The sequence below is a fragment of the Gordonia sp. 852002-51296_SCH5728562-b genome (genome assembly GCF_001665475.1).
Taxonomy (GTDB): domain Bacteria; phylum Actinomycetota; class Actinomycetes; order Mycobacteriales; family Mycobacteriaceae; genus Gordonia; species Gordonia sputi.
Window position 1 is genome coordinate 48,590 of record NZ_LZMI01000081.1, and the last position, 18,261, is coordinate 66,850.

Below are 18,261 nucleotides of genomic sequence, written 5' to 3' on the forward strand. Positions count from 1 at the left end.
CGAGAATCGAGTGCCACATGGGATTCCTGATCGGCTTCTCCCCCTGGATCATCTACTGGATTCTGGTCGGCAACACCTCGTTTCGCGTCGCCGTGATCGTCGCCCTCTGCCTGGCCGTGCTCGCTGTCGCGGTGCAGCGGCTGCGTCGACAGCCCTGGCACACCCTCGAGGCCGGTGCTGTATTGGTTTTCGCGATGTTCACCGTCCTCGCATTCACCGTCAGCGACTCGTTTCTGGAGCGCTGGCTACAACCACTGGGCAACGCCGCGATCTTCCTCATCGCCCTCGTCGGCATGGTGATCGGTCGACCGTTCGTCCGCGAGTACGCGCGTGCGTCCGTCACCGACGACGTCGCGCGCAGCGACGGATTCCGCGTGATCACCTCTGCGATGACGTGGATGTGGATCGCGGTCTTCGGAGTGATGACAGTGGTGTCGCTGATCCCGCCCCTCGTACAGGGCGAGGCGACGATCCGCGACGGCGCGTCGACATTGTCGATCGTCTGCTACTGGGTTGTGCCGTTCACGCTCCTGGGTGTCGCAGGCACCGTCTCCGGGGGTCTTCCCCGCGTGGTTCTCGTCGCACACCGATGCGATCAGCAAGCGACAGGACGCGACGCATCCGGGTGATCCGGTCGCCCAGCCCGACGCTCCTGCCGACGATCAGGACCCCCGCGTCGTCGTACGCGCGCCGTCGACCAGCCGCCACGACGAACCGTTCTCCATCGGCGTCGACGCCCCCGGCATCCCCGACATCGCGGTGTCGGTGTCCGGGCAGGATCTCTACGGCCGACTCTGGCGGTGGCAGGGCCGCCTGGCCGGCACCGGACAATCCGTCGACGACATCCTCTGGGCAATGGCATTCACCGGCGAACCCGACCGCGCCGACCTGTTCATTCCTCCCGCGGAACCGTGGCAGCTTCGCATCGAGGCGAGAGGAGGCCAGCATCGCTCCGACGTCACGCGACTCCGGTCCGCAACAGCTCCCGGCGTTCGCGTCAGCGAGGTCGACGTCGACGGCAGACCCGGTCTCCTCGCACTGCCGGCAGAGGGCCATGCCCGACGCGCCGTGGTCTGTTTCGGTGGTTCGGAGGGCGGATACGACTCCCAGCGGGCGACGATCTGCGCACTGGCATCGCGCGGCATCGTCGCCCTTGCCTATGACTGGCTCGACGCCGACCCGGAAGCAGTTCCGGTCGCAGGCATTCCACTCGAGCGCTTCGCCACCGCGATCTCGTGGCTGTCACGGCGCACCGAGGTTGATTCGACCACCGTTGCCGCGCTGGGCATCTCCCGTGGAGCCGAAGGCGTGGCGGCCACCCTCGCGCGCGAACCCGACCTTCCCGTCGGAGCCCTCGTCTTGTTGAGCCCGAGTTCGGTGACCTGGCAGGCGATCGGCGACGGCGGCGAGATACCCGACACCTCGTCGTGGAGCTACCGCGGCCAATCGTGCTCGTACGCGCCGCTGCCGAGCGGAGTCCTCATGCCACAATTGATCAGCAACGCATGGCATCTCTCGCGAGATGTCGCACGCAACAAGCCGACGTTGCTGAGGTTGGCACCCGCATACAGTGCGGGCCTCGACACCGTGTCACGTAACCGCTCGCAGACGGCAGATGCCGTCATCGCGTGGGAGAAGATCGCGTGCCCGATCCTGTGCGTGAGCGGCTCCGACGATCACCTGTGGCCATCCGAGCAGATGGCTGACGCGCTGCTCGGCCGCCGAGGGTCGCAGTCCGATACGCATATCCGCTACGACGGCGCGGGGCACCTCCTGCGTCCTGGTCTCTACCCGTCGCAGGTCCAGGTGGTCGGCGGGATCGATCTCGGTGGCCAACCACGCGAACACGGCATGGCCTGCCTGGCGCTGACAGCCGAGATCACCGAATTCCTCGACTCCACCCTGGCGTGAACCCGACTGCCCATGGCCCCCAACTACCTACGGCCCCCGACTGCCTATGACCCGACCGCCTATGACTCGGTGGTCTTGGGTATCCAACCCAGCGCTGGTCCGAGATGCTGCGCCATGTCGGTGATGATCTGCTCGTAGTCTGCGGCGTCGAAGGTAAAGGGCAACGCGAACGCCACCTCGGTCGCTCGTTGAAACCCCTTGTGCGAGAACAGCTTCTCAGCCAACTCAGCGGAACTTCCGACATAGTCCGGCGAGAACATCATTCCGCGCGGACCCTGCGGGCTCAGCGTCCGCTCGAAGCGAGACTGCGCGTATGCCTCGTATTTGCGTACCTGGTCGGGTGTCGCGGAGTCCGTCGGGATCACCACGAGCCCTTGCGACACGCGCGCCGACGACGGATCGGGATGGTTTGCCCGGTAGGCGTCGATGTGTTCGGCCTGAATTGTCGCGAAGTCCCGCGACGTCGTGCCCTCGATACTGACCACCGAGGAAGTCAGGTAGTTCAATCCGTGCTGAGCGGCCCACTTCGCCGATTCGAGTCCGCCGCCATACCAGACGCGGCCGGCCAAACCCGGTGACTGCGGCTGAACGCTTCGGGAGAAGGTCTCGATCCCGACGGTTCCCTCGAACTCACTCACCGGTTCACCCCGCAGATGCGACAGCAGCCGCAGCACCCGGTTCTTGGAGAAGTCCTCACGGTCGTAGGTGTCCGGGTAGAGCGCGGTCTTGAAATCGTCGTATCTCATCGGAGTACCCACGGACACACCGGGATTGATACGACCGCCGGAGAGAAGATCGACCGTGGCGAGGTCTTCGGCGAGGCGGAACGGATTCTCCAGTCCGAGCGGTATCACCGCCGTACCGAGTTCGATCCGCGTCGTCCGCATCGACGCGGCCGCGAGCATCGCAACCGGCGACGAGATGCCGTGCTGCAGGTGCCGGTCACGCAACCACACGCTGTCGAAGCCGAGTTCTTCGGCCGCCTCTATCGTGCGCAGCGTCTCGAGGTGACCAGCCCTCGGGTCGGCCTCGTCGAACCGACCTATCGTGAGGAACCCCATCTTCTGTAGTGATTCGCCTTCGCGCGGCATCACATCTCCCATCGTGATTCTGCTCTCCTGTCAGTGATACCCCGTCCATCCCTGCCGCGCGTCGCGGAGCGTCGTCGCAGGAAATGCACGTCGGTGCGATGACCTGACCACGTCCGACTTTGGCTCACCGGTATCGAAAAGTCGGCGGGTACAAGCGCGCTCGGTTACCGTGCCGGGAATGACCAGAACGGCGACGCCTCGCCTTCACAACCGCGTTCGGGTCGCACCGACCGCACTCATCCTCGCGTGCTGCCTCGCCGTCGGCACCCTCACCGTCCTTCTCCCTGCACGTGCGGGAGCGGTCACGGGCGACGTCTACGCCCTGGCGAACACCTGCGTGCAGATCGCCGATCGAGGCGGGAAGAACGTGGGCGGGCAGTCCGGGCCGTTCACCGCCAAGGCCGCAGGCCTCGGCAGCTATCTCTTCTCCGGTAGGGGCGAACGTCTACTCACCGCGACTGCGGGCACGCCAACACTCACGCACCCCGTCAGCCCTCGCGCCCAGTGGAATGTGACAGGCAGCGGTCGCGACTTCACACTGACACCCGCCGTCGCAGGAAGTGGCGGACCTCGAGAAGTACATCTCACGCCCGCGATGGGATGTCGACCGTTTCCCGAACCGGAGATCGACGTGACCGGTCCCGTCATGCGTGGCACCGACGCCCAGGGCAATCTCCGCGGCTTCGTCGACTCGCACGCGCATCTGCTTTCCGAGCAGTTCCTCGGCGGAGAACTGCACTGCGGTAAGCCTTTTGATCCGCTGGGTGTGACGGTTGCGTTGCGCGACTGCCCCGACCACGAGCCCGACGGCATTCCCGCGGTGTCCGAGCAGGTGCTGTCGCGCCCCGGCCCGCACGCCACCGACGGCTGGCCGACGTTCTCGCAGTGGCCGAGATGGGATTCACTAACGCACGAGCAGACCTACTACCGCTGGATCGAACGTTCCTGGCGGTCGGGACTGCGCATGATCCAGAACTACTACGTGCAGAACCGCGTGCTGTGCGAGAAGTACTGGCGCGGCGATCAGCCGTGCAACGAGATGGAATCGGTGCGCATCCAACACCGGCTGTTACACCAGCTCGTCGACTACGTCGACGCCCAAAATGGTGGCCCCGGAAAGGGATTCCTGCGCATCGTGTCCTCGGCGGCAGACGCCCGTCGAGTCATCGCGGACGGCAAGGTGGCCGTGACTCTCGGCATCGAGATCTCCGAGCCGTTCGGGTGCCGTGAGGTCTCCGGTCGTTCGCTGTGCTCGCGCACCGATATCGATCGAGGACTCGACGAACTGAAGTCGATGGGCATTCGCCAGGTGATCCTCACGCACAAATTCGACAACGCGCTCGGCGGAACGCGATTCGACCAGGGCGTCACCGGAACCGCCGTCAACACCGGCGAGCAGTTGTCCAACGGGCATCCGTGGCAGGTCGAGAAGTGCCAGACCGCCGAGAAGGACAACCCGGTCCTCGGCTACCCGCGCGGGCAGCAGTGCAACGTTCGCGGGCTGACGTCGTTGGGCGCGTACGCGGTCAACGGACTCATCGACCGCAACATGGCCATCGACATCGACCACTTCAGCGCCAAATCGGCCGAAGCCGTCCTCGACATCATCTCCAGGCGTCACTATCCAGGAGTGATCTCGTCGCACACGTGGACCGATCCGCGCAACTATGGCCGCATTCTCTCCGCCGGCGGCATCGTCGGATTGTTCGCGACACCTGCCGAGGGCAAACCGGGTGAGAAGGGGCGACACGGAGACCTTCCACCCGACTACCTTTCTGCGTGGCGTGTGCTGCGCGAGCAGCGCAGTCCCGACTATTTCTTCGGTGTCGGGTTCGGCCCTGACATGGGTGGTCTCGGCGCCCAGGCACACCCGCGACCGTCAGCGAGTCGCAACCCGGTGAGGTATCCGTTCCGCGGAGCCGACGGTGTCACCGAGATCAGCAGGCAGGTCTCGGGGAAACGCGTCTTCGACGTGAACGTCGACGGCACAGCACATTACGGACTTCTGCCGGACTGGATCGAGAGCCTTCGCGTCCAGGCGGGGCCGGTCGACGGCCCGCGCGTCGTCGACGACCTGTTCGCCGCCGCGGAGGCGTACACCCGAATGTGGGAACGGGTCGAGGCATACCGTGGCTGACCGACCCGCGGCACCTGCAGACGTGCTCGGACGTCGAACGCTGCTGTCGTATGCCGCGGGCAGTGTCGGTACGGGTGGTTTCGGCACGCTCCCCGGATTGGTACTGGCGTACTACCTCACCGACACGCTTGCGGTTGCGGCGACGGTTGCCTCGATAGTCGTGGTCGCACCGAAGATCATCGACGTCGTGGTCAACCCGATCATCGGTGCCCGCTCGGATGCACGCGCAGCCCGCACCGGGAGCCGACGCTCCTTCATGGTCTTCGGGGCGCTGGCACTCGTCCCGTTGTTCGTACTCACGTTCCTCGTCCCACCGAGCGCGTCCCCTGCTCTGGCCGCCACCTGGGTGTTCGTGTTCTTCACGTTGACGGCTATCGCCTACGGCTTCTTCCAGGTGCCCTACGTCGCGTTACCCGCAGAGATCACGCACGACTATCACCAACGGACCCGCCTCATCACCACACGAATCGCGGTCCTCGCGCTCGCTATTCTGCTGGTCGGCGCGGGCGGTCCCGCGATCCGCGACGCCGCGGGCGGCGGCCACGTGGGGTACGCGGTCATGGCTGTCGTGGCAGCACTGGTCCTCTGCACCGGAATGCTCATCGCGACATTCGGCGCAGCACCCCGATCCGCTGCGGCGTCACGAGTCGCCGAACCTCCCAGAACCCGCCTGCGCGACGGTGTCGCAGCGCTGACACAGGTACGCAACTTCCGACTCCTCGTCGCACTCTTCGTGATTCAGGCACTCGCGAGCGCGGTCATGCTCGGTGGCGCGCAATACGTAGCGACGTATCTCCTCGGCAACAAGTCCGCGCTGACGTACATGTTCGTCGCGCTGGTCGGACCCGCGCTGATCGTGATGCCCCTCTGGTATCGACTCGGACACCGATTCGGGAAGGTGGCCGGGCTGGTCCTGGCGTCGGTATTGTTCATCGCCGCAACGGCGTCGTTGCTGGTGGCGGCGTGGGCCCCCGGCTGGTGGATGCTGGCGTCCGTGGCGGTTGCAGGCGTCGGATACGCGGGCATGCAGGCGTTCCCGCTCGCGATGCTCCCCGACATCATCGAATCGGATCGCCGTACCACCGGCCACGACCGGGGCGGTGCCATGTCCGGGGTGTGGACCGCCTGTGAGACGGTTGGCCTCGCTCTCGGCCCGGGCGTGTTCCTGCTGATTCTCGCGATCGGCGGGTTCGTGTCGTCGAGCGGCGATACCGCAGTCGGACAACCGGATTCGGCGCTCACGGCTATCGCACTCGCCTTCTCGCTGGTGCCGGCGCTGCTTGTCGTGTTCAGTCTGCTGTTCCTCCGCGACTACCGCGACGACGCCGGCGTCGACGCTCTGACCGCTCACCCCAGCACGACGGGGCACCCCACTCAGTGACCCGAAAGGACCGATGTCGATGACCTCCAGCCCCGACGCAGCCGACCCGGTGGATCCACGAGCTCAGGAACCGCCGAACCTGAAGGATCGAGCCGACGCGGCTCTGCACGAACTGACTGACTATCGATCGACGGATGCGCCGACGCACGGCGGACATGTGCTGTCGTACGTCTACGACTCCGGACTCGAGGTGCTCGACGAGGTCGCGGCGTCGGCCGCACGAATGGTGCAGTCGGTCAACGGACTCGACCCGACGGTGTTCGGCTCCGTGGCGGCAATGGAACGCGATCTGATCGAGTTCGGCCGCGCCACTTTTCATGGTCCGGACGCCGTGGGGTCGGTCACCTCTGGTGGCACCGAGAGCTGCCTGCTCGCCGTGAAGGCTGCCCGCGATCGCGTGGGCGCTGCACCCGGGCAGTCGTCGATGGTCCTGCCGACGACCGCACACGCGGCATTCCTCAAGGCCGCCGAACTGTTCGGTGTCGAGGCGATCCGGGTGCCCGTGCCGACGGCATCGACTGCGGTGCGCGCCAACGACATCGCCGATGCCATTCGGGACGACACGATTCTCGTCGTGGCCTCGGCACCCAACTACCCGACGGGAGTGCTCGATCCGATCGCCGAGATCGCCGAGATCACCCGGTCGCGCGATCTCGCCTTCCACGTCGACGCCTGCCTCGGCGGTTTCGCACTGGCGTGGTGGGATGGTCTGCCTCCCTGGGATTTTCGAGTCGACGGCGTCACCAGCCTCTCCGCCGACCTGCACAAGTACGGCTACGCACCAAAGGGCTCGTCGCTCCTGCTGCACCGCGACCGCGACCGACACCGCGCCCAGTTCTTCTCCATCACCGACTGGCCCGGCTACCCGATCGTCAATCCGACGCTGCTCGGCTCCCGCTCCGCCGCGGGACTCGCCTCGGCATGGGCGGTCAGCCGGACCCTGGGTGCCGACGGCTACGCCGCATTGACGGGACGAATCCGACACGCGTTCGATGCCGTCGTCACAGCCATAGACGGGATCGACGGGCTACGCGTCGTCGGCGCGCCGTCGGGACCTGTTCTCGCCGTACGCACCGACCCCGAGGCGGCCGAACCCGTCGACACCCACCTGTGGGGCTCCGCAGTGTCGGCGCGCGGATTCGCACTGCAGGCACAGCCCGCGTTCACGCAGCCGGACGGCACAGTCCTGCCTGCCACCACACACCTGACGATCACACCGGTCACCGATTCCGTCGTCGACGAACTCGTCGAGGTTCTCGCGCTCGCGGCCGAGGAGGTCCGCGGCGCGCCCGCCCGGCTGGCGCCCGAGGCACTACGTGAACTGGCCGGAGCGTTCGACAGCGGCGCCGTCACTCTCGACCAGGCGCTCGCATTGCCCAGTGCGGCAGCGGAAGAGGTTCTGATTGCTGCCGGGATCAACCCGCATCGGCATGGTGGCGCGTCAGACCTGGACATGCCCGCGATCATCGCGGCCGTCGAATCACTGCCACGCCCCGTCACCGCCCGCCTGCTGGCCGAGTTCCTCGCCGCGTACTGCAGCCCGTAGATTGAGCCGGCTCGCCGAGAGTGACAACGTGGACAGCGTGACCATCTCTTCGCTACACGACGACAACCACCGCTCCTTCGCCAGCGACAACTACGCGGGAATACATCCCGACGTGCTCGCAGCGCTCGCAGCCGCCAACGGCGGACACCAGTCTCCGTATGGCGCAGACGAGTACACGCGCAGTCTCCGCGACGTGGTCCGTGGTCAGTTCGGCGATCGTGCCGAGGTCTACCCGCTCTTCAACGGCACGGGCGCGAACGTCGTCGCACTCTCGGCACTTCTTCCACGGTGGGGTGCTGTCATCGCGCCATCCAGCGCACACATCAACACCTCTGAAGGCGCTGCGCCCGAGCGTCTTTCGGGCATCAAGGTGATCGGCATGAGCACCGGCGACGGCAAGCTCACTCCGTCGCAGATCGAAGCAGGAGCTGACGCGCTCGGCGATGAGCAGCTCGCACAGCCTCTGGCGGTCAGCATCACACAGGTTACCGAACTCGGAACCCTGTACACCGCAGCAGAAATCGCCGACCTCAGTGAGACGGCACACCGATTCGGAATGGCGGTCCACGTCGACGGGTCGCGGCTCTGGAACGCCGCCGCCGCTCTGCGGCAACCGTTTCGAGAGTTCCTCACCGACGCCGGTGTTGACATCGTGAGCCTCGGCGGGACGAAGAACGGAACCATGTCCGCCGAGGCGGTCGTGGTGATCGACCCCGACCGCGCTCCCGGCGCCGGATTCCTCCGCAAATCGACCACCCAACTGTCGAGCAAGATGCGGTTCACCTCCGCACAGCTGCTCGCGCTGTTCGACGACGACCTCGGTCTCCGAAACGCCGCGCACGCCAACGCCCTGGCGGCCCGGCTGCGCGCCGAGCTGGAGAAGGGCATCGACGACGGCTCACTCGCCGGGCTCACGTTGACCCAGAAGACTGAGTCCAACACCGTCTTCGCCCGACTGCCGGTCGACATCGCCGACCGCATCCGCGAACGCGTGCACTTCTACGACTGGGACCGAAGCGTCGGCGAGGTGCGCTGGATGACCGCCTGGGACACGACCACCGACGATGTCGACCGCTTCGTCGACGCGATCCGCTGGGGATTCGCGACGACGTGACCCGTCCTCGCCGCGGAGCTGTCACATCTGCGTGCTGTGAACCGTCAACAAGGTGTGAGTCAACAACAAGACACTGGGACTGGACACAACGGGCTGGGACCAGCCAGCCAGAGACGAGGTGGTGACATGGTTCTGAACTCGGATGATCGCGCCCACCAATTCGAGGCGGAGCGCCCACGCCTGATCCGCGTGGCCGGCCGCATTCTGGGCGACGACGCCGAAGCCCAGGATGTTGTGCAGCAGGCCTGGCTGCGAATGAACGCGACCGAGACCGACATCGAAAATCTGCCGGCTTGGCTGACCACCGTCACCAGCAGGCTGTGTCTCGACCGACTGCGGGCCCGAATCCCCGAGGCCGCAGAACCCGCGATCGACGAACACTCCGAGGATCCCGATCCCGCTGACGTGATCGCGCTGTCGGATTCAGTGGGGATCGCGCTCACCGTGGTTCTCGACCGCCTGTCACCCGCCGAACGCGTCGCGTTCGTCATGCATGACACCTTCGGTTTCGAATTCGCGACCATCGCGTCAGCACTCGACATCACGCCCACGGCCGCACGCAAACTCGCCTCGAGGGCCAGGGCAAAAGTTCGCCAACCCGCGGCCGACGACACCCTCGCCGACTGGGAGGTCGTCGACGCGTTCATGGCTGCAGCCCGCGACGGTGACTTCGAGCGTCTTCTCGAGCTCCTGGCTCCCGACGCCCAGGTCAGAGCCGACGACGTTGCGATAGCCACCGGCACCCCCGCCCAGATCGACGGCCGACGCAGCATCGCCGATTTCTTCAACGGGAGCGCCAAGGGCGCGCTGGCGGTCTTCGTCGACGACCGCCCGGCGTCGGCGTGGTTCCGTCGCGGCGCCGCGATGGTCCTGTTCGACTTCGACGTGGTCGACGGCATGGTCGCCCGGATCACGTTCCGCGCCGATCAGGACGTTCTCGGCCGTGTTGTCCGACGCGAGAAGAACGAGTACCGCGCCTGACCTCGTTCGGTCACATTCGAGGCCGCCGATTCGTCATCCCTGTGCAGCACCAAGAAATCTATGACCAAGAACCGCCCGTACACAAAGCACGGCCCTTTATTGAGGAGATCCGATGAAAACCATGACCTGCACGCAACTCGGCGGCCCCTGCGAGCTGGCGCACCACGGCGCGACCGCCGACGAGATCATCAAAGCGCAGGACCAGCATCTCAAGGATGCCGAAAAAGCCGGTGACACAACACATCAGGACGCGCGCGACGCGATGAAGGGTCGCTGGCGCCACCCTCGTCAGTCGATAGGTTGGTACAAGGGCGTCAAGCAGACGTTCGCAGGGCTGCCCGAGGACTGATCAGGTGAGCCCGTGGAAAGCGCGGTCGCGGTAGACCATCGGCGGTTGCGTCGACGAACCGAGCCGCGTCTCGAGTACCTCGGCAACGACGAGGGTTGACGATCCCACCGCAATCGTTTCGACGACGACACACCGCAGCGCAGCGGTTGCATCACGCAGGACCGGCTCGCCCGACTCGAAACTGGTCCAGCCCTGATTCGTCGTGAATCTGGGTGCCCCTGGACGGGCAAAGGCGTCGGCAACGTCGACGTGTCGGGCGTCGAGCAAACTGATTCCGATGGTGTCGGCGCCGAGCACCGCGCCGGCGCTCCCCCGCGAACTGGTCACAGAGAACGAAACGGCGAGCGGGTCGACGGACACCGACGCCAGGCTCGAGACCGTCAGGCCCGCGAGACCCCCAGAAGTCTCGGCGGCGACAATGGCAACTCCCGCAGGGTGAAGACGAAACGCGGTGGTGAAGGCAGTGCGCGCATCCACCGCGTCAGAAAGCGACTGCATACCGTCGACGATAAAACCTCAACAGCACTTCAAGTCCATGAGATGGGAGGCAAATCACCCCGCGGGAGCTGCCGATATCGTCATTCGAGCACGAACACCGGGATCTGACGATCGGTCTTGGTCTGGTATTCGGCGTAGGGCGGGTATGCGGCCACCGCGAGCTCCCACCAGTGCTCACGCTCATCGCCCTCGACCTCGCGGGCGGTGAGTTCGTACACCTTGTCGCCGTCCTGGACTGTGATCTGCGGATTCGCCTTGACGTTGAAGTACCACGCCGGATGTTCGGGAGCGCCACCCTTCGACGCGACCATGGCGTACTTGCCGTTCTCCTCGACGCGCATCAATGGTGTGTAGCGCTTTTTCCCCGACTTGGCACCCGTCGTGGTGAACAGCACGACGGGACGATCGGCAACCAGCACACCGTCGGTCGTCCCCTGCTCGAGGATCTTCTTGGTCTGATCACGTACCCAGTCGCTCGGGCTCAATTCCGGTTGTTCGCTCATGGGTCGCACAACGCCCTCCGCGCCGCGCTGATTCCGCATCGACGCAACGTTTCGATCACGAGTGGTAGGCATGAGAGGGGACCCGACGCGGAAGGACCAGCGACATGGCCATTGCCACCACCAATCCGGCGACCGGAGAGATCGTCCGGGAGTTCGATTCCCTGACAGAAGACCAAGTCGACGAGGCGCTCGACCGAGCGGTCAGTGGTTTCGCGAGCTATCGCACCACCTCGTTCGAGCAGCGCGCGACCTGGCTGCGCGCCACCGCCGACCTACTCGAAGCCGAAGCCGACGGCGTCGCAGCCATGATGACCGAGGAGATGGGCAAGACCCTCGCCTCGGCGAAGGCAGAAACACTGAAGTGCGCGAAGGGCTTTCGCTACTACGCCGACCACGGCGCCGCCATGCTCGCCGACGAGCAGGCCGACGCCGAAGCTGTTGGCGCCAGTCGCGCATATATGCGCTATCAACCACTCGGCGTCGTACTGGCGATCATGCCGTGGAACTTCCCGCTCTGGCAGGCGGTGCGCTTCGCGGCACCCGCGCTGATGGCGGGCAACGTCGGCATTCTCAAGCACGCCTCCAACGTTCCGCAATCAGCCCTGTATCTCGAAGACGTCCTGCATCGAGCCGGTTTTCCGGAGAGCTGCTTCCAGACGCTCCTGATCGGTTCGGGAATGATCGAGTCGATCCTGCGCGATCCGCGGGTCGCCGCGGCGACACTGACCGGAAGCGAACCCGCGGGTCGGTCGGTGGCCGCGATCGCGGGAGACGAGGTCAAGCACACCGTGCTCGAACTCGGAGGGAGCGACCCCTTCATCGTCATGCCCAGCGCCGACATCGCGGCCGCCGCGAAGACCGCCGTCACGGCACGAGTACAGAACAACGGCCAATCCTGTATCGCCGCAAAACGATTCATCATCCACGCCGACGTATACGACCAGTTCGTCGACCATTTCACCGAGGGATTCCGCGGCCTCGTCATCGGAGATCCCACCGACGACGCCACCGACGTCGGACCGCTCGCCACCGAACAGGGGCGCACCGATCTCGAAGAACTTGTCGACGACGCTGTCGGCAAGGGCGCGAAGGTACTCATCGGTGGCAGCAGAGTCGAGCGGCCCGGATGGTTCTACCAACCGACGATCCTCGCCGACATCACCGACGACATGGAGATCTACTCCGCCGAAGCGTTCGGTCCGGTAGCAGCGCTGTACCGCGTCGAGGACATCGACGAGGCGATTGCGATCGCCAACGACACCACCTTCGGCCTCGGCGGAAACGCCTGGACCACCGACGAGGCCGAACAGGATCAGTTCATCGACCGGATCGAATCGGGCCAGGTGTTCATCAACGGCATGACCACCTCGTATCCAGAACTGGGATTCGGCGGGATCAAGCGATCAGGCAATGGCCGCGAACTGACCTCCCACGGCATCCACGAGTTCTGCAACATCAAGACGGTGTGGATCGCCTGATCGGCCGGCTTGATCGTCGGGCGTTCAGGTGACGGTCACACTCCCGCACCGGTCGCGCCCGCCTCGGCCTGTGCGGCTGTGAAGCCGTCGTACTCGAGCTGTTCAACCAGCCCGGAGTGGCTGAATGCACTGATCTCGAGATACGACTTACCCTTTCGTACCGCTTGTGCGGTCCAGTCGGCCCCGCAGTTGTCGGCCGCGTATGTTGCGTCGGAATTCGAGAATCCCTCGTACTCGAGTTGCTCGATCAATTCGGTGTAGCTGAAGCCTGAGATCTCGAGATATGAGTGGGCCTTCGAGAGAGCGTTGCGCTGTCCCGACGACGACCCAGTGGACCCGGTCTCGTCGGCCGGCGCAGCGACCGTTGTTGGACCAGTGACTGTCGGTTCGGTGATTGCTGGCTCGGTGGCTGTCGGTTCGGTGACATCAGCATCTGTGACGGCTGTCGCCGTATGTCTGTGGTCATCTCGGTCTCGGTGGCCTCGGGCGCCGCGGTCGCGGTAACCGTCGTGGTCGTCGGTGTCACCGTCGCGATCTCGGTGACGGTGGCGGTGCTTGCCGAAGCAACCTTGCCTTCCTTGCACCCTCCGACACCGAGAACGATGACGACAGCAGCAAGGGGCACTGCGATACAAGCGGTAGATCTGGTCGAGCGTGTCATGACTGGTCCTTCGTCAAGATGAAACTTTCGCCGCGGCTGCAACGTGCGACACGGATGCAACAAGCACGGATGCAACAAGCGCGGCATGTGCGAATCATCATGACGTCGACCACCGACAAGCGAGACTGTGCTCGGCTCAGACGTAGGCCGATCGGCAGACGGCGTCGCTCTCGTGAAAGGCGACTTCAGGCCGCGATCTGCGGAGTCGTAGGCTTGATGTGTGGTTGATTTTGCATATGTCATCGCCGGTTCGGAAGCGACTGGCGGCGCCGGGATTCAAGTCGATCTGAAGACCTTCCAGGAGTTGGGTGTCTACGGAGTCGGCACCATCACCTGCATCGTCTCGTTCGATCCGAAGAACGGGTGGGCGCACCGGTTCGTACCCGTCGAACCGGACGTCATCGCCGACCAGATCGAAGCGGCAACCGCCACCCATGATCTCGACGTCGTGAAGGTGGGCATGCTCGGCACGCCCGCGACCATCGACGTCGTCGCCGACGCGCTCGCCGCCCGGGACTGGCGTCACGTCGTCGTCGATCCCGTCCTCATCTGCAAGGGCCAAGAGCCTGGCGCTGCACTCGACACCGATACCGCGTTGCGCGAGAAGATCATTCCGCTCGCGACGGTGGTCACCCCGAATCTCTTCGAGGCGCAGATCCTGTCCGGCATGGACGAGATCACCAGCGTCGAGGATCTCGCTGAGGCCGCGCGTCGAATCGCCGATCTCGGTCCGAAGTACGTCATCACGAAGGGCGGCGTCGAACTTCCCGGCGACGACGCCGTCGACGTGCTGTTCGACGGCACGGACGTGACCGTGCTGGCCGCGCCGAAAGTCGGGTCCGAGCGGGTCTCCGGGGCCGGATGCACGCTCGCCGCCGCCATCACGGCCGAGTTGGCGAAGGGCGCCGAGATCGGTGAGGCTGTCGCATTCGCCAAGGAATTCACCACGGCAGGCATCAACGGCCGCGTGTCGGGGCACACCCCGTTCGACACGGTGTGGCAGGGCGCTTTCGTGGACGCGCTCGAGGGCTGACCCGCACGCCGTCAACGTGAGCCCAGAGCGATCGAACCCGGCGTCAAGGGTTGCGCCCAGCGAACGCGAATGGCCATGGTTGGGACGTCGTCGACGTTGCAGAAGAAGTCACATCCGCGACGACTCAGGGAGCACCGAATGACCGGAGCGCTGTCCACCTCGACGACACCAGCCGACGGCGACTTCGCCGACGAATGGCAGCAGTGGCACACCATTCGCGAGCGTGACCTCGCCGCTCCCCTTGGATGGCTGTCGATCAACCGCCTCGAATGGCTCGACACGGAACCGTCGCGTTTCGAGGGGCTGCCGGGAACCTGGTGGTTCGACGGCCCGACCGCCCACCTTCGACCAGGCGACGGCGGGTTCTTCGACACCCGCGATTTCGACCTCGAACCGACCGGCCCGGGTGAGGTCGTGGACATCGACGACGTGCACATCGAGGTCGCACGCCGCGGCGACGGCTACCTGATCCGCGTGCACGACGAGAACGCGCCCACGGTGCGCAATTTTCGTGGCGTTCCGGCATATGACGCCGATCCCGCGTGGGTCGTCGAAGCGCGGTTCGAGCCGTACGACCAGCCGCGGCCGGTGACCGTCGGCGCCGTCGCGGAGGGCTTGGCCCACGTGTACGTCTCCCCCGGTGAGCTGGTCTTTGACCACGACGGGCAGCAGCGTCGACTCATTGCCTTCAACGGCAAGCAGGGCGGGCTGAGCGTTCTGTTCACAGATGCCACCTCGGGAATCACCACGTATGCGGCGAATCGAAGCCTGGCCGTCGAGGCTGCCGACGAGGTGCTGCGCAACGGCGGACGTGTGGTGCTCGACTTCAATCGCGCGACCAATCTGCCGTGCGCGTTCATCGACTTCGCCACGTGCCCGCTGCCGCCCGCTGGCAATCACCTCGATGTCGAGGTCACCGCTGGCGAGAAGACGCCGTACGAGCGCTCAGCTTAGTAGAGCCACGGTCGGTACGCTTCGTCGCCGAACTCCTCGTCCGGAATGTCGTCGAGGCCCGCCATCACCTGCTTGGCGAGCTTCGCGGTGCTCGGCACCCTGGTGGGGTCCCACGTCTCGGGCTTCCAGAGTTCGGACCGCATGAATGCCTTGGAGCAGTGGAAGAACACCTCCTCGACGTCGACCTCGACGGCGAGGATGGGTCGCTTGCCGCGGACCGCGAGCTGATCGAAGTACGGACCATCGTCGACGATGCGGGCCGATCCGTTGACCCGCAACGTGTCGCCACGCCCCGGGATCACCGCGATCGCGCCGACGTGCGGATTGGTGAGGATGTTCTCGTAGCCGTCCACGCGCCGATTACCTGGGCGCTCGGGGATCGCGATGGTGTGTTCGTCGATGACGTGAACCACCTTGCCCGCGGGATCGCCCTTGGGTGATACATCCACGCGGCCCGACGCGTCCGATGTGGCCAGGAAGATCATCGGTGTCGCGGCGAGCCATTCGACGTGCGCCGACAGCAACTGCGGCATGGCTTTGTTCGCGATGATCTCTGCCGGATGCCCGACGATCTCCCGCAACTGTGCCTGCGTGGTGACCTGCATACCCTCCATGATGCCCAGTCGACTCGATGCCCAGTCAACTCGATACGCGGTCACCCGGCTGCGGCGGTCGGCAGTTCGAGATCCAGTTGAAAGCCGGCGGCCGTGCGTTGCGCCCGAATGGTGCCACCGTGCGCTTCGACGATGCCTCGCACAATCGCGAGGCCCAGACCGGCCCCGGTCCTCGCGGAGTCGTCGCGGTCAGACGTGCGCGCGGTGTCCGCGCGCCATCCGATGTCGAAGATCGAACCGAGGTCTTCCGACGACACTCCCTCGCCCTGATCGACGACGCTCAGGACGAGCATCGCGTCGTCTCCGACTGCACGGACGGTGATCGTGCTCTCATCCGGCGCATGCCGTACGGCGTTGCTCAGCAGGTTGCCGATCGCGCGCGTGATCTCGCGGGGATCCGCCCAGACGACGTGCCCGTCAATTCCGTCGTCGACGATGCGTATACCTCGACCGGCCGCGATCGCCTGAACGTCCGCCACGGCGTCGCTGACGAGATCGCGTAGGACGACGGGCTCGCAGCACAGCTCCAATGAACCGGTCTGAAGCTTGGACAGCTGGAACAGGTCGTCGACCATTTTGTTGATTGTGTCGACCTTCGTGCGGATCGTCGCGATGTAGAGTCCCGGCTCGGCTGCCGTGCCATCCTCGAGTGCCTCCGCCATCGCCCTCATTCCGGCTAGAGGTGTTCGGAGATCATGCGAGATCCAGGCGAAGAACTGCCGTCGCGCCGCGTCCAGTTCGGCAATCTGTGCGCGGGCGTCTGCCAGGCGTCGCGATGTCTCGGCCAATTCCGCTGACACCTCGTCGAATTCGCGCCATCCGGTGAGCGACGCGGTAACAACGTCACCGTCGCCGACCCGGCGGGCATCGGCGACAAGCGCCTCAACCGGCGATCGAATGGCGCGCCCCGTCACCGCCCAGCCGGCGATCATGCTCATCAGCGCCGAGATTCCGATGACATACGCGAGCACGACGACGTCGTGCCCGGACAGATACATCTCCGCGGCAACCGCCAGGGTGGACACCACGATCGACACCAACGATCCCGCGAGGACGACAGCGCATCGTACAGCAATACCGCTGTGCGGCGTGAGCCTGAGGACCAGCACCGTAAGGATGGTCACCAGCGCGGTCGCCGCGAACGTGGTGCCCGCGATCAGCAGGACTTCATACGGGCCCAACATCATTCGCCCCGTGCGGTGAATCGGTATCCAGCGCCCCACTCGGTGTGCAGAAAGCGCGGAAAGCGCGGCTCGGGTTCGATCTTCTCGCGCAACCGTCGCACGTGAACTGTCACCGTCGATGCGTCGCCAAAGGCCCACTGCCACACTTCGCGCAGGATCTCCTCCCGGCTGACAACCCGATCCGGAGTGCGCACCAGATAGAGCAGGAGTTCGTACTCGCGGGCCGTCAACGCGATCTCCTTACCGTCGACCCACACTCTGCGATGAGCGGGATCGACGCGGAACAGCCCCGCCGTGAATGTCAACGGCGCACTGGTGTTGGCGCTACGGCGCAGCAACGAGTTCACTCGAAGCTGCAACTCCCGCAACGCGAATGGCTTCCCGAGATAATCGTCGGCGCCTCGCTCGAGTCCGGCTATTCGATGGTCGGGTCCATCGAGCGCCGTCAACATGATGATCGGTACCTCAGACACTGCGCGCACTCGACGACACAATTCGTCGCCGTCGATCAGGGGGATCATGCGATCCAGAATCAGGAGATCGGGCATCTCCGCGCTGAGCGCAACCCACGCCTTCTCCCCATCGGCGTGCATCGCGACGTCGCACCCCGCAGCACGAAGGTGATCGGCGACGACGGTTCGGACCGCCGGGTCGTCCTCGACGACCATCACTCGTGCCCCTTGCTGCATCAGTCGAGCGTAACCGCCAAGTGGCTTGTCGCCCGGCGAGAATTATTACGGTGCTGAAATCTGGGCTTACCGCGCTGAAATCATCGCCGGTCGCACCCGCTGTGATTGCTGTAATTCCTGTCGTGCCGAGTCGGCAC

Annotated in this window: 16 protein-coding genes and 1 pseudogene; 10 read left to right on the forward strand and 7 right to left on the reverse strand. The window is 65.3% G+C overall.

Going from position 1 to position 18,261, the window contains the following annotated elements; translation table 11 throughout:
- Positions 1–17 precede the first annotated feature (17 nt).
- A pseudogene (locus tag A5766_RS15025) lies at positions 18–1,911 on the forward strand (acyl-CoA thioester hydrolase/BAAT C-terminal domain-containing protein).
- Between the two features lie 59 nt (positions 1,912–1,970).
- Here A5766_RS15025 and A5766_RS15030 read toward each other — a convergent pair.
- Positions 1,971–3,002 (reverse strand): LLM class flavin-dependent oxidoreductase, encoded by a 1,032-nt coding sequence (locus A5766_RS15030; protein WP_064861893.1) that lies wholly within the window; start codon positions 3,000–3,002, stop codon positions 1,971–1,973.
- A 178-nt stretch (positions 3,003–3,180) separates the two neighbouring features.
- Between A5766_RS15030 and A5766_RS15035 the strand changes: the two genes are divergently transcribed.
- From A5766_RS15035 to A5766_RS15060, 6 genes are all read left to right on the forward strand, one after another.
- The gene (locus tag A5766_RS15035) at positions 3,181–5,139 is read left to right on the forward strand and encodes a hypothetical protein (protein WP_064861894.1); all 1,959 of its coding nucleotides are present in this window, start codon (positions 3,181–3,183) and stop codon (positions 5,137–5,139) included.
- Positions 5,132–6,520, forward strand: coding sequence for an MFS transporter (locus A5766_RS15040; protein ID WP_064861889.1), 1,389 nt, complete (start codon positions 5,132–5,134; stop codon positions 6,518–6,520). The genes A5766_RS15035 and A5766_RS15040 overlap by 8 nt, the downstream gene beginning before the upstream one ends.
- A 19-nt stretch (positions 6,521–6,539) precedes the next feature.
- Positions 6,540–8,066, forward strand: a complete 1,527-nt coding sequence (locus A5766_RS15045) for a pyridoxal phosphate-dependent decarboxylase family protein (RefSeq protein WP_064861895.1) — start codon at positions 6,540–6,542, stop codon at positions 8,064–8,066.
- 37 nt (positions 8,067–8,103) lie between these two features.
- Positions 8,104–9,180, forward strand: a complete 1,077-nt coding sequence (locus A5766_RS15050; RefSeq protein WP_039856055.1) for a threonine aldolase family protein — start codon at positions 8,104–8,106, stop codon at positions 9,178–9,180.
- A gap of 126 nt (positions 9,181–9,306) precedes the next feature.
- Positions 9,307–10,161, forward strand: a complete 855-nt coding sequence (locus A5766_RS15055) for a sigma-70 family RNA polymerase sigma factor (RefSeq protein WP_005206918.1) — start codon at positions 9,307–9,309, stop codon at positions 10,159–10,161.
- A 112-nt stretch (positions 10,162–10,273) separates the two neighbouring features.
- Positions 10,274–10,510 carry a hypothetical protein gene (locus A5766_RS15060; RefSeq protein WP_005206920.1) on the forward strand — a complete coding sequence of 79 codons (237 nt, stop codon included), beginning with the start codon at positions 10,274–10,276 and terminating at the stop codon, positions 10,508–10,510.
- Here A5766_RS15060 and A5766_RS15065 read toward each other — a convergent pair whose 3' ends face one another.
- Positions 10,511–11,008 carry a flavin reductase family protein gene (locus A5766_RS15065; RefSeq protein WP_005206922.1) on the reverse strand — a complete coding sequence of 166 codons (498 nt, stop codon included), beginning with the start codon at positions 11,006–11,008 and terminating at the stop codon, positions 10,511–10,513. It lies immediately after the preceding gene.
- 80 nt (positions 11,009–11,088) lie between these two features.
- Complete coding sequence (locus A5766_RS15070; RefSeq protein ID WP_005206924.1) at positions 11,089–11,511, reverse strand: nitroreductase family deazaflavin-dependent oxidoreductase; 423 nt, start codon at positions 11,509–11,511, stop codon at positions 11,089–11,091.
- A gap of 104 nt (positions 11,512–11,615) precedes the next feature.
- Between A5766_RS15070 and A5766_RS15075 the strand changes: the two genes are divergently transcribed.
- A complete protein-coding gene (locus A5766_RS15075; protein ID WP_005206925.1) occupies positions 11,616–12,989 on the forward strand; it encodes an NADP-dependent succinic semialdehyde dehydrogenase in 1,374 nt (457 codons plus the stop codon).
- Positions 12,990–13,024: 35 nt separating this feature from the next.
- Here A5766_RS15075 and A5766_RS24430 read toward each other — a convergent pair whose 3' ends face one another.
- Positions 13,025–13,573, reverse strand: a complete 549-nt coding sequence (locus A5766_RS24430) for an Ltp family lipoprotein (protein WP_064905211.1) — start codon at positions 13,571–13,573, stop codon at positions 13,025–13,027.
- A 297-nt stretch (positions 13,574–13,870) separates the two neighbouring features.
- Here A5766_RS24430 and thiD point away from each other — a divergent pair, with 297 nt between their 5' ends.
- Positions 13,871–14,683, forward strand: a complete 813-nt coding sequence (gene thiD, locus A5766_RS15085) for a bifunctional hydroxymethylpyrimidine kinase/phosphomethylpyrimidine kinase (RefSeq protein ID WP_064863332.1) — start codon at positions 13,871–13,873, stop codon at positions 14,681–14,683.
- 138 nt (positions 14,684–14,821) lie between these two features.
- The gene (locus A5766_RS15090) at positions 14,822–15,637 is read left to right on the forward strand and encodes a DUF1684 domain-containing protein (protein WP_064863349.1); all 816 of its coding nucleotides are present in this window, start codon (positions 14,822–14,824) and stop codon (positions 15,635–15,637) included.
- On the opposite strand, the gene A5766_RS15095 is transcribed toward A5766_RS15090, so the two are convergent.
- The 3 genes from A5766_RS15095 to A5766_RS15105 are packed head-to-tail and all read right to left on the reverse strand — an operon-like array spanning position 15,634 to position 18,124.
- On the reverse strand, positions 15,634–16,242 hold the full coding sequence (locus tag A5766_RS15095; RefSeq protein WP_064863350.1) for an MSMEG_1061 family FMN-dependent PPOX-type flavoprotein: 609 nt from the start codon (positions 16,240–16,242) through the stop codon (positions 15,634–15,636). The genes A5766_RS15090 and A5766_RS15095 overlap by 4 nt on opposite strands.
- Before the next feature lie 50 nt (positions 16,243–16,292).
- Positions 16,293–17,435, reverse strand: a complete 1,143-nt coding sequence (locus A5766_RS15100; protein WP_064863351.1) for a sensor histidine kinase — start codon at positions 17,433–17,435, stop codon at positions 16,293–16,295.
- On the reverse strand, positions 17,435–18,124 hold the full coding sequence (locus A5766_RS15105) for a response regulator transcription factor (RefSeq protein WP_064863333.1): 690 nt from the start codon (positions 18,122–18,124) through the stop codon (positions 17,435–17,437). The genes A5766_RS15100 and A5766_RS15105 overlap by 1 nt, the downstream gene beginning before the upstream one ends.
- Positions 18,125–18,261: the final 137 nt, after the last annotated feature.

Coding starts and splice junctions, on each gene's coding strand:
- A5766_RS15030 (WP_064861893.1), bottom strand. CDS start 3,002: ATGCCGCGCGAAGGCGAATCACTACAGAAGATGGGGTTCCTCACGATA.
- A5766_RS15035 (WP_064861894.1), top strand. CDS start 3,181: ATGACCAGAACGGCGACGCCTCGCCTTCACAACCGCGTTCGGGTCGCA.
- A5766_RS15045 (WP_064861895.1), top strand. CDS start 6,540: ATGACCTCCAGCCCCGACGCAGCCGACCCGGTGGATCCACGAGCTCAG.
- A5766_RS15055 (WP_005206918.1), top strand. CDS start 9,307: ATGGTTCTGAACTCGGATGATCGCGCCCACCAATTCGAGGCGGAGCGC.
- A5766_RS15060 (WP_005206920.1), top strand. CDS start 10,274: ATGAAAACCATGACCTGCACGCAACTCGGCGGCCCCTGCGAGCTGGCG.
- A5766_RS15065 (WP_005206922.1), bottom strand. CDS start 11,008: ATGCAGTCGCTTTCTGACGCGGTGGATGCGCGCACTGCCTTCACCACC.
- A5766_RS15070 (WP_005206924.1), bottom strand. CDS start 11,511: ATGAGCGAACAACCGGAATTGAGCCCGAGCGACTGGGTACGTGATCAG.
- A5766_RS15075 (WP_005206925.1), top strand. CDS start 11,616: ATGGCCATTGCCACCACCAATCCGGCGACCGGAGAGATCGTCCGGGAG.
- A5766_RS15090 (WP_064863349.1), top strand. CDS start 14,822: ATGACCGGAGCGCTGTCCACCTCGACGACACCAGCCGACGGCGACTTC.
- A5766_RS15095 (WP_064863350.1), bottom strand. CDS start 16,242: ATGCAGGTCACCACGCAGGCACAGTTGCGGGAGATCGTCGGGCATCCG.
- A5766_RS15100 (WP_064863351.1), bottom strand. CDS start 17,435: ATGTTGGGCCCGTATGAAGTCCTGCTGATCGCGGGCACCACGTTCGCG.
- A5766_RS15105 (WP_064863333.1), bottom strand. CDS start 18,124: ATGCAGCAAGGGGCACGAGTGATGGTCGTCGAGGACGACCCGGCGGTC.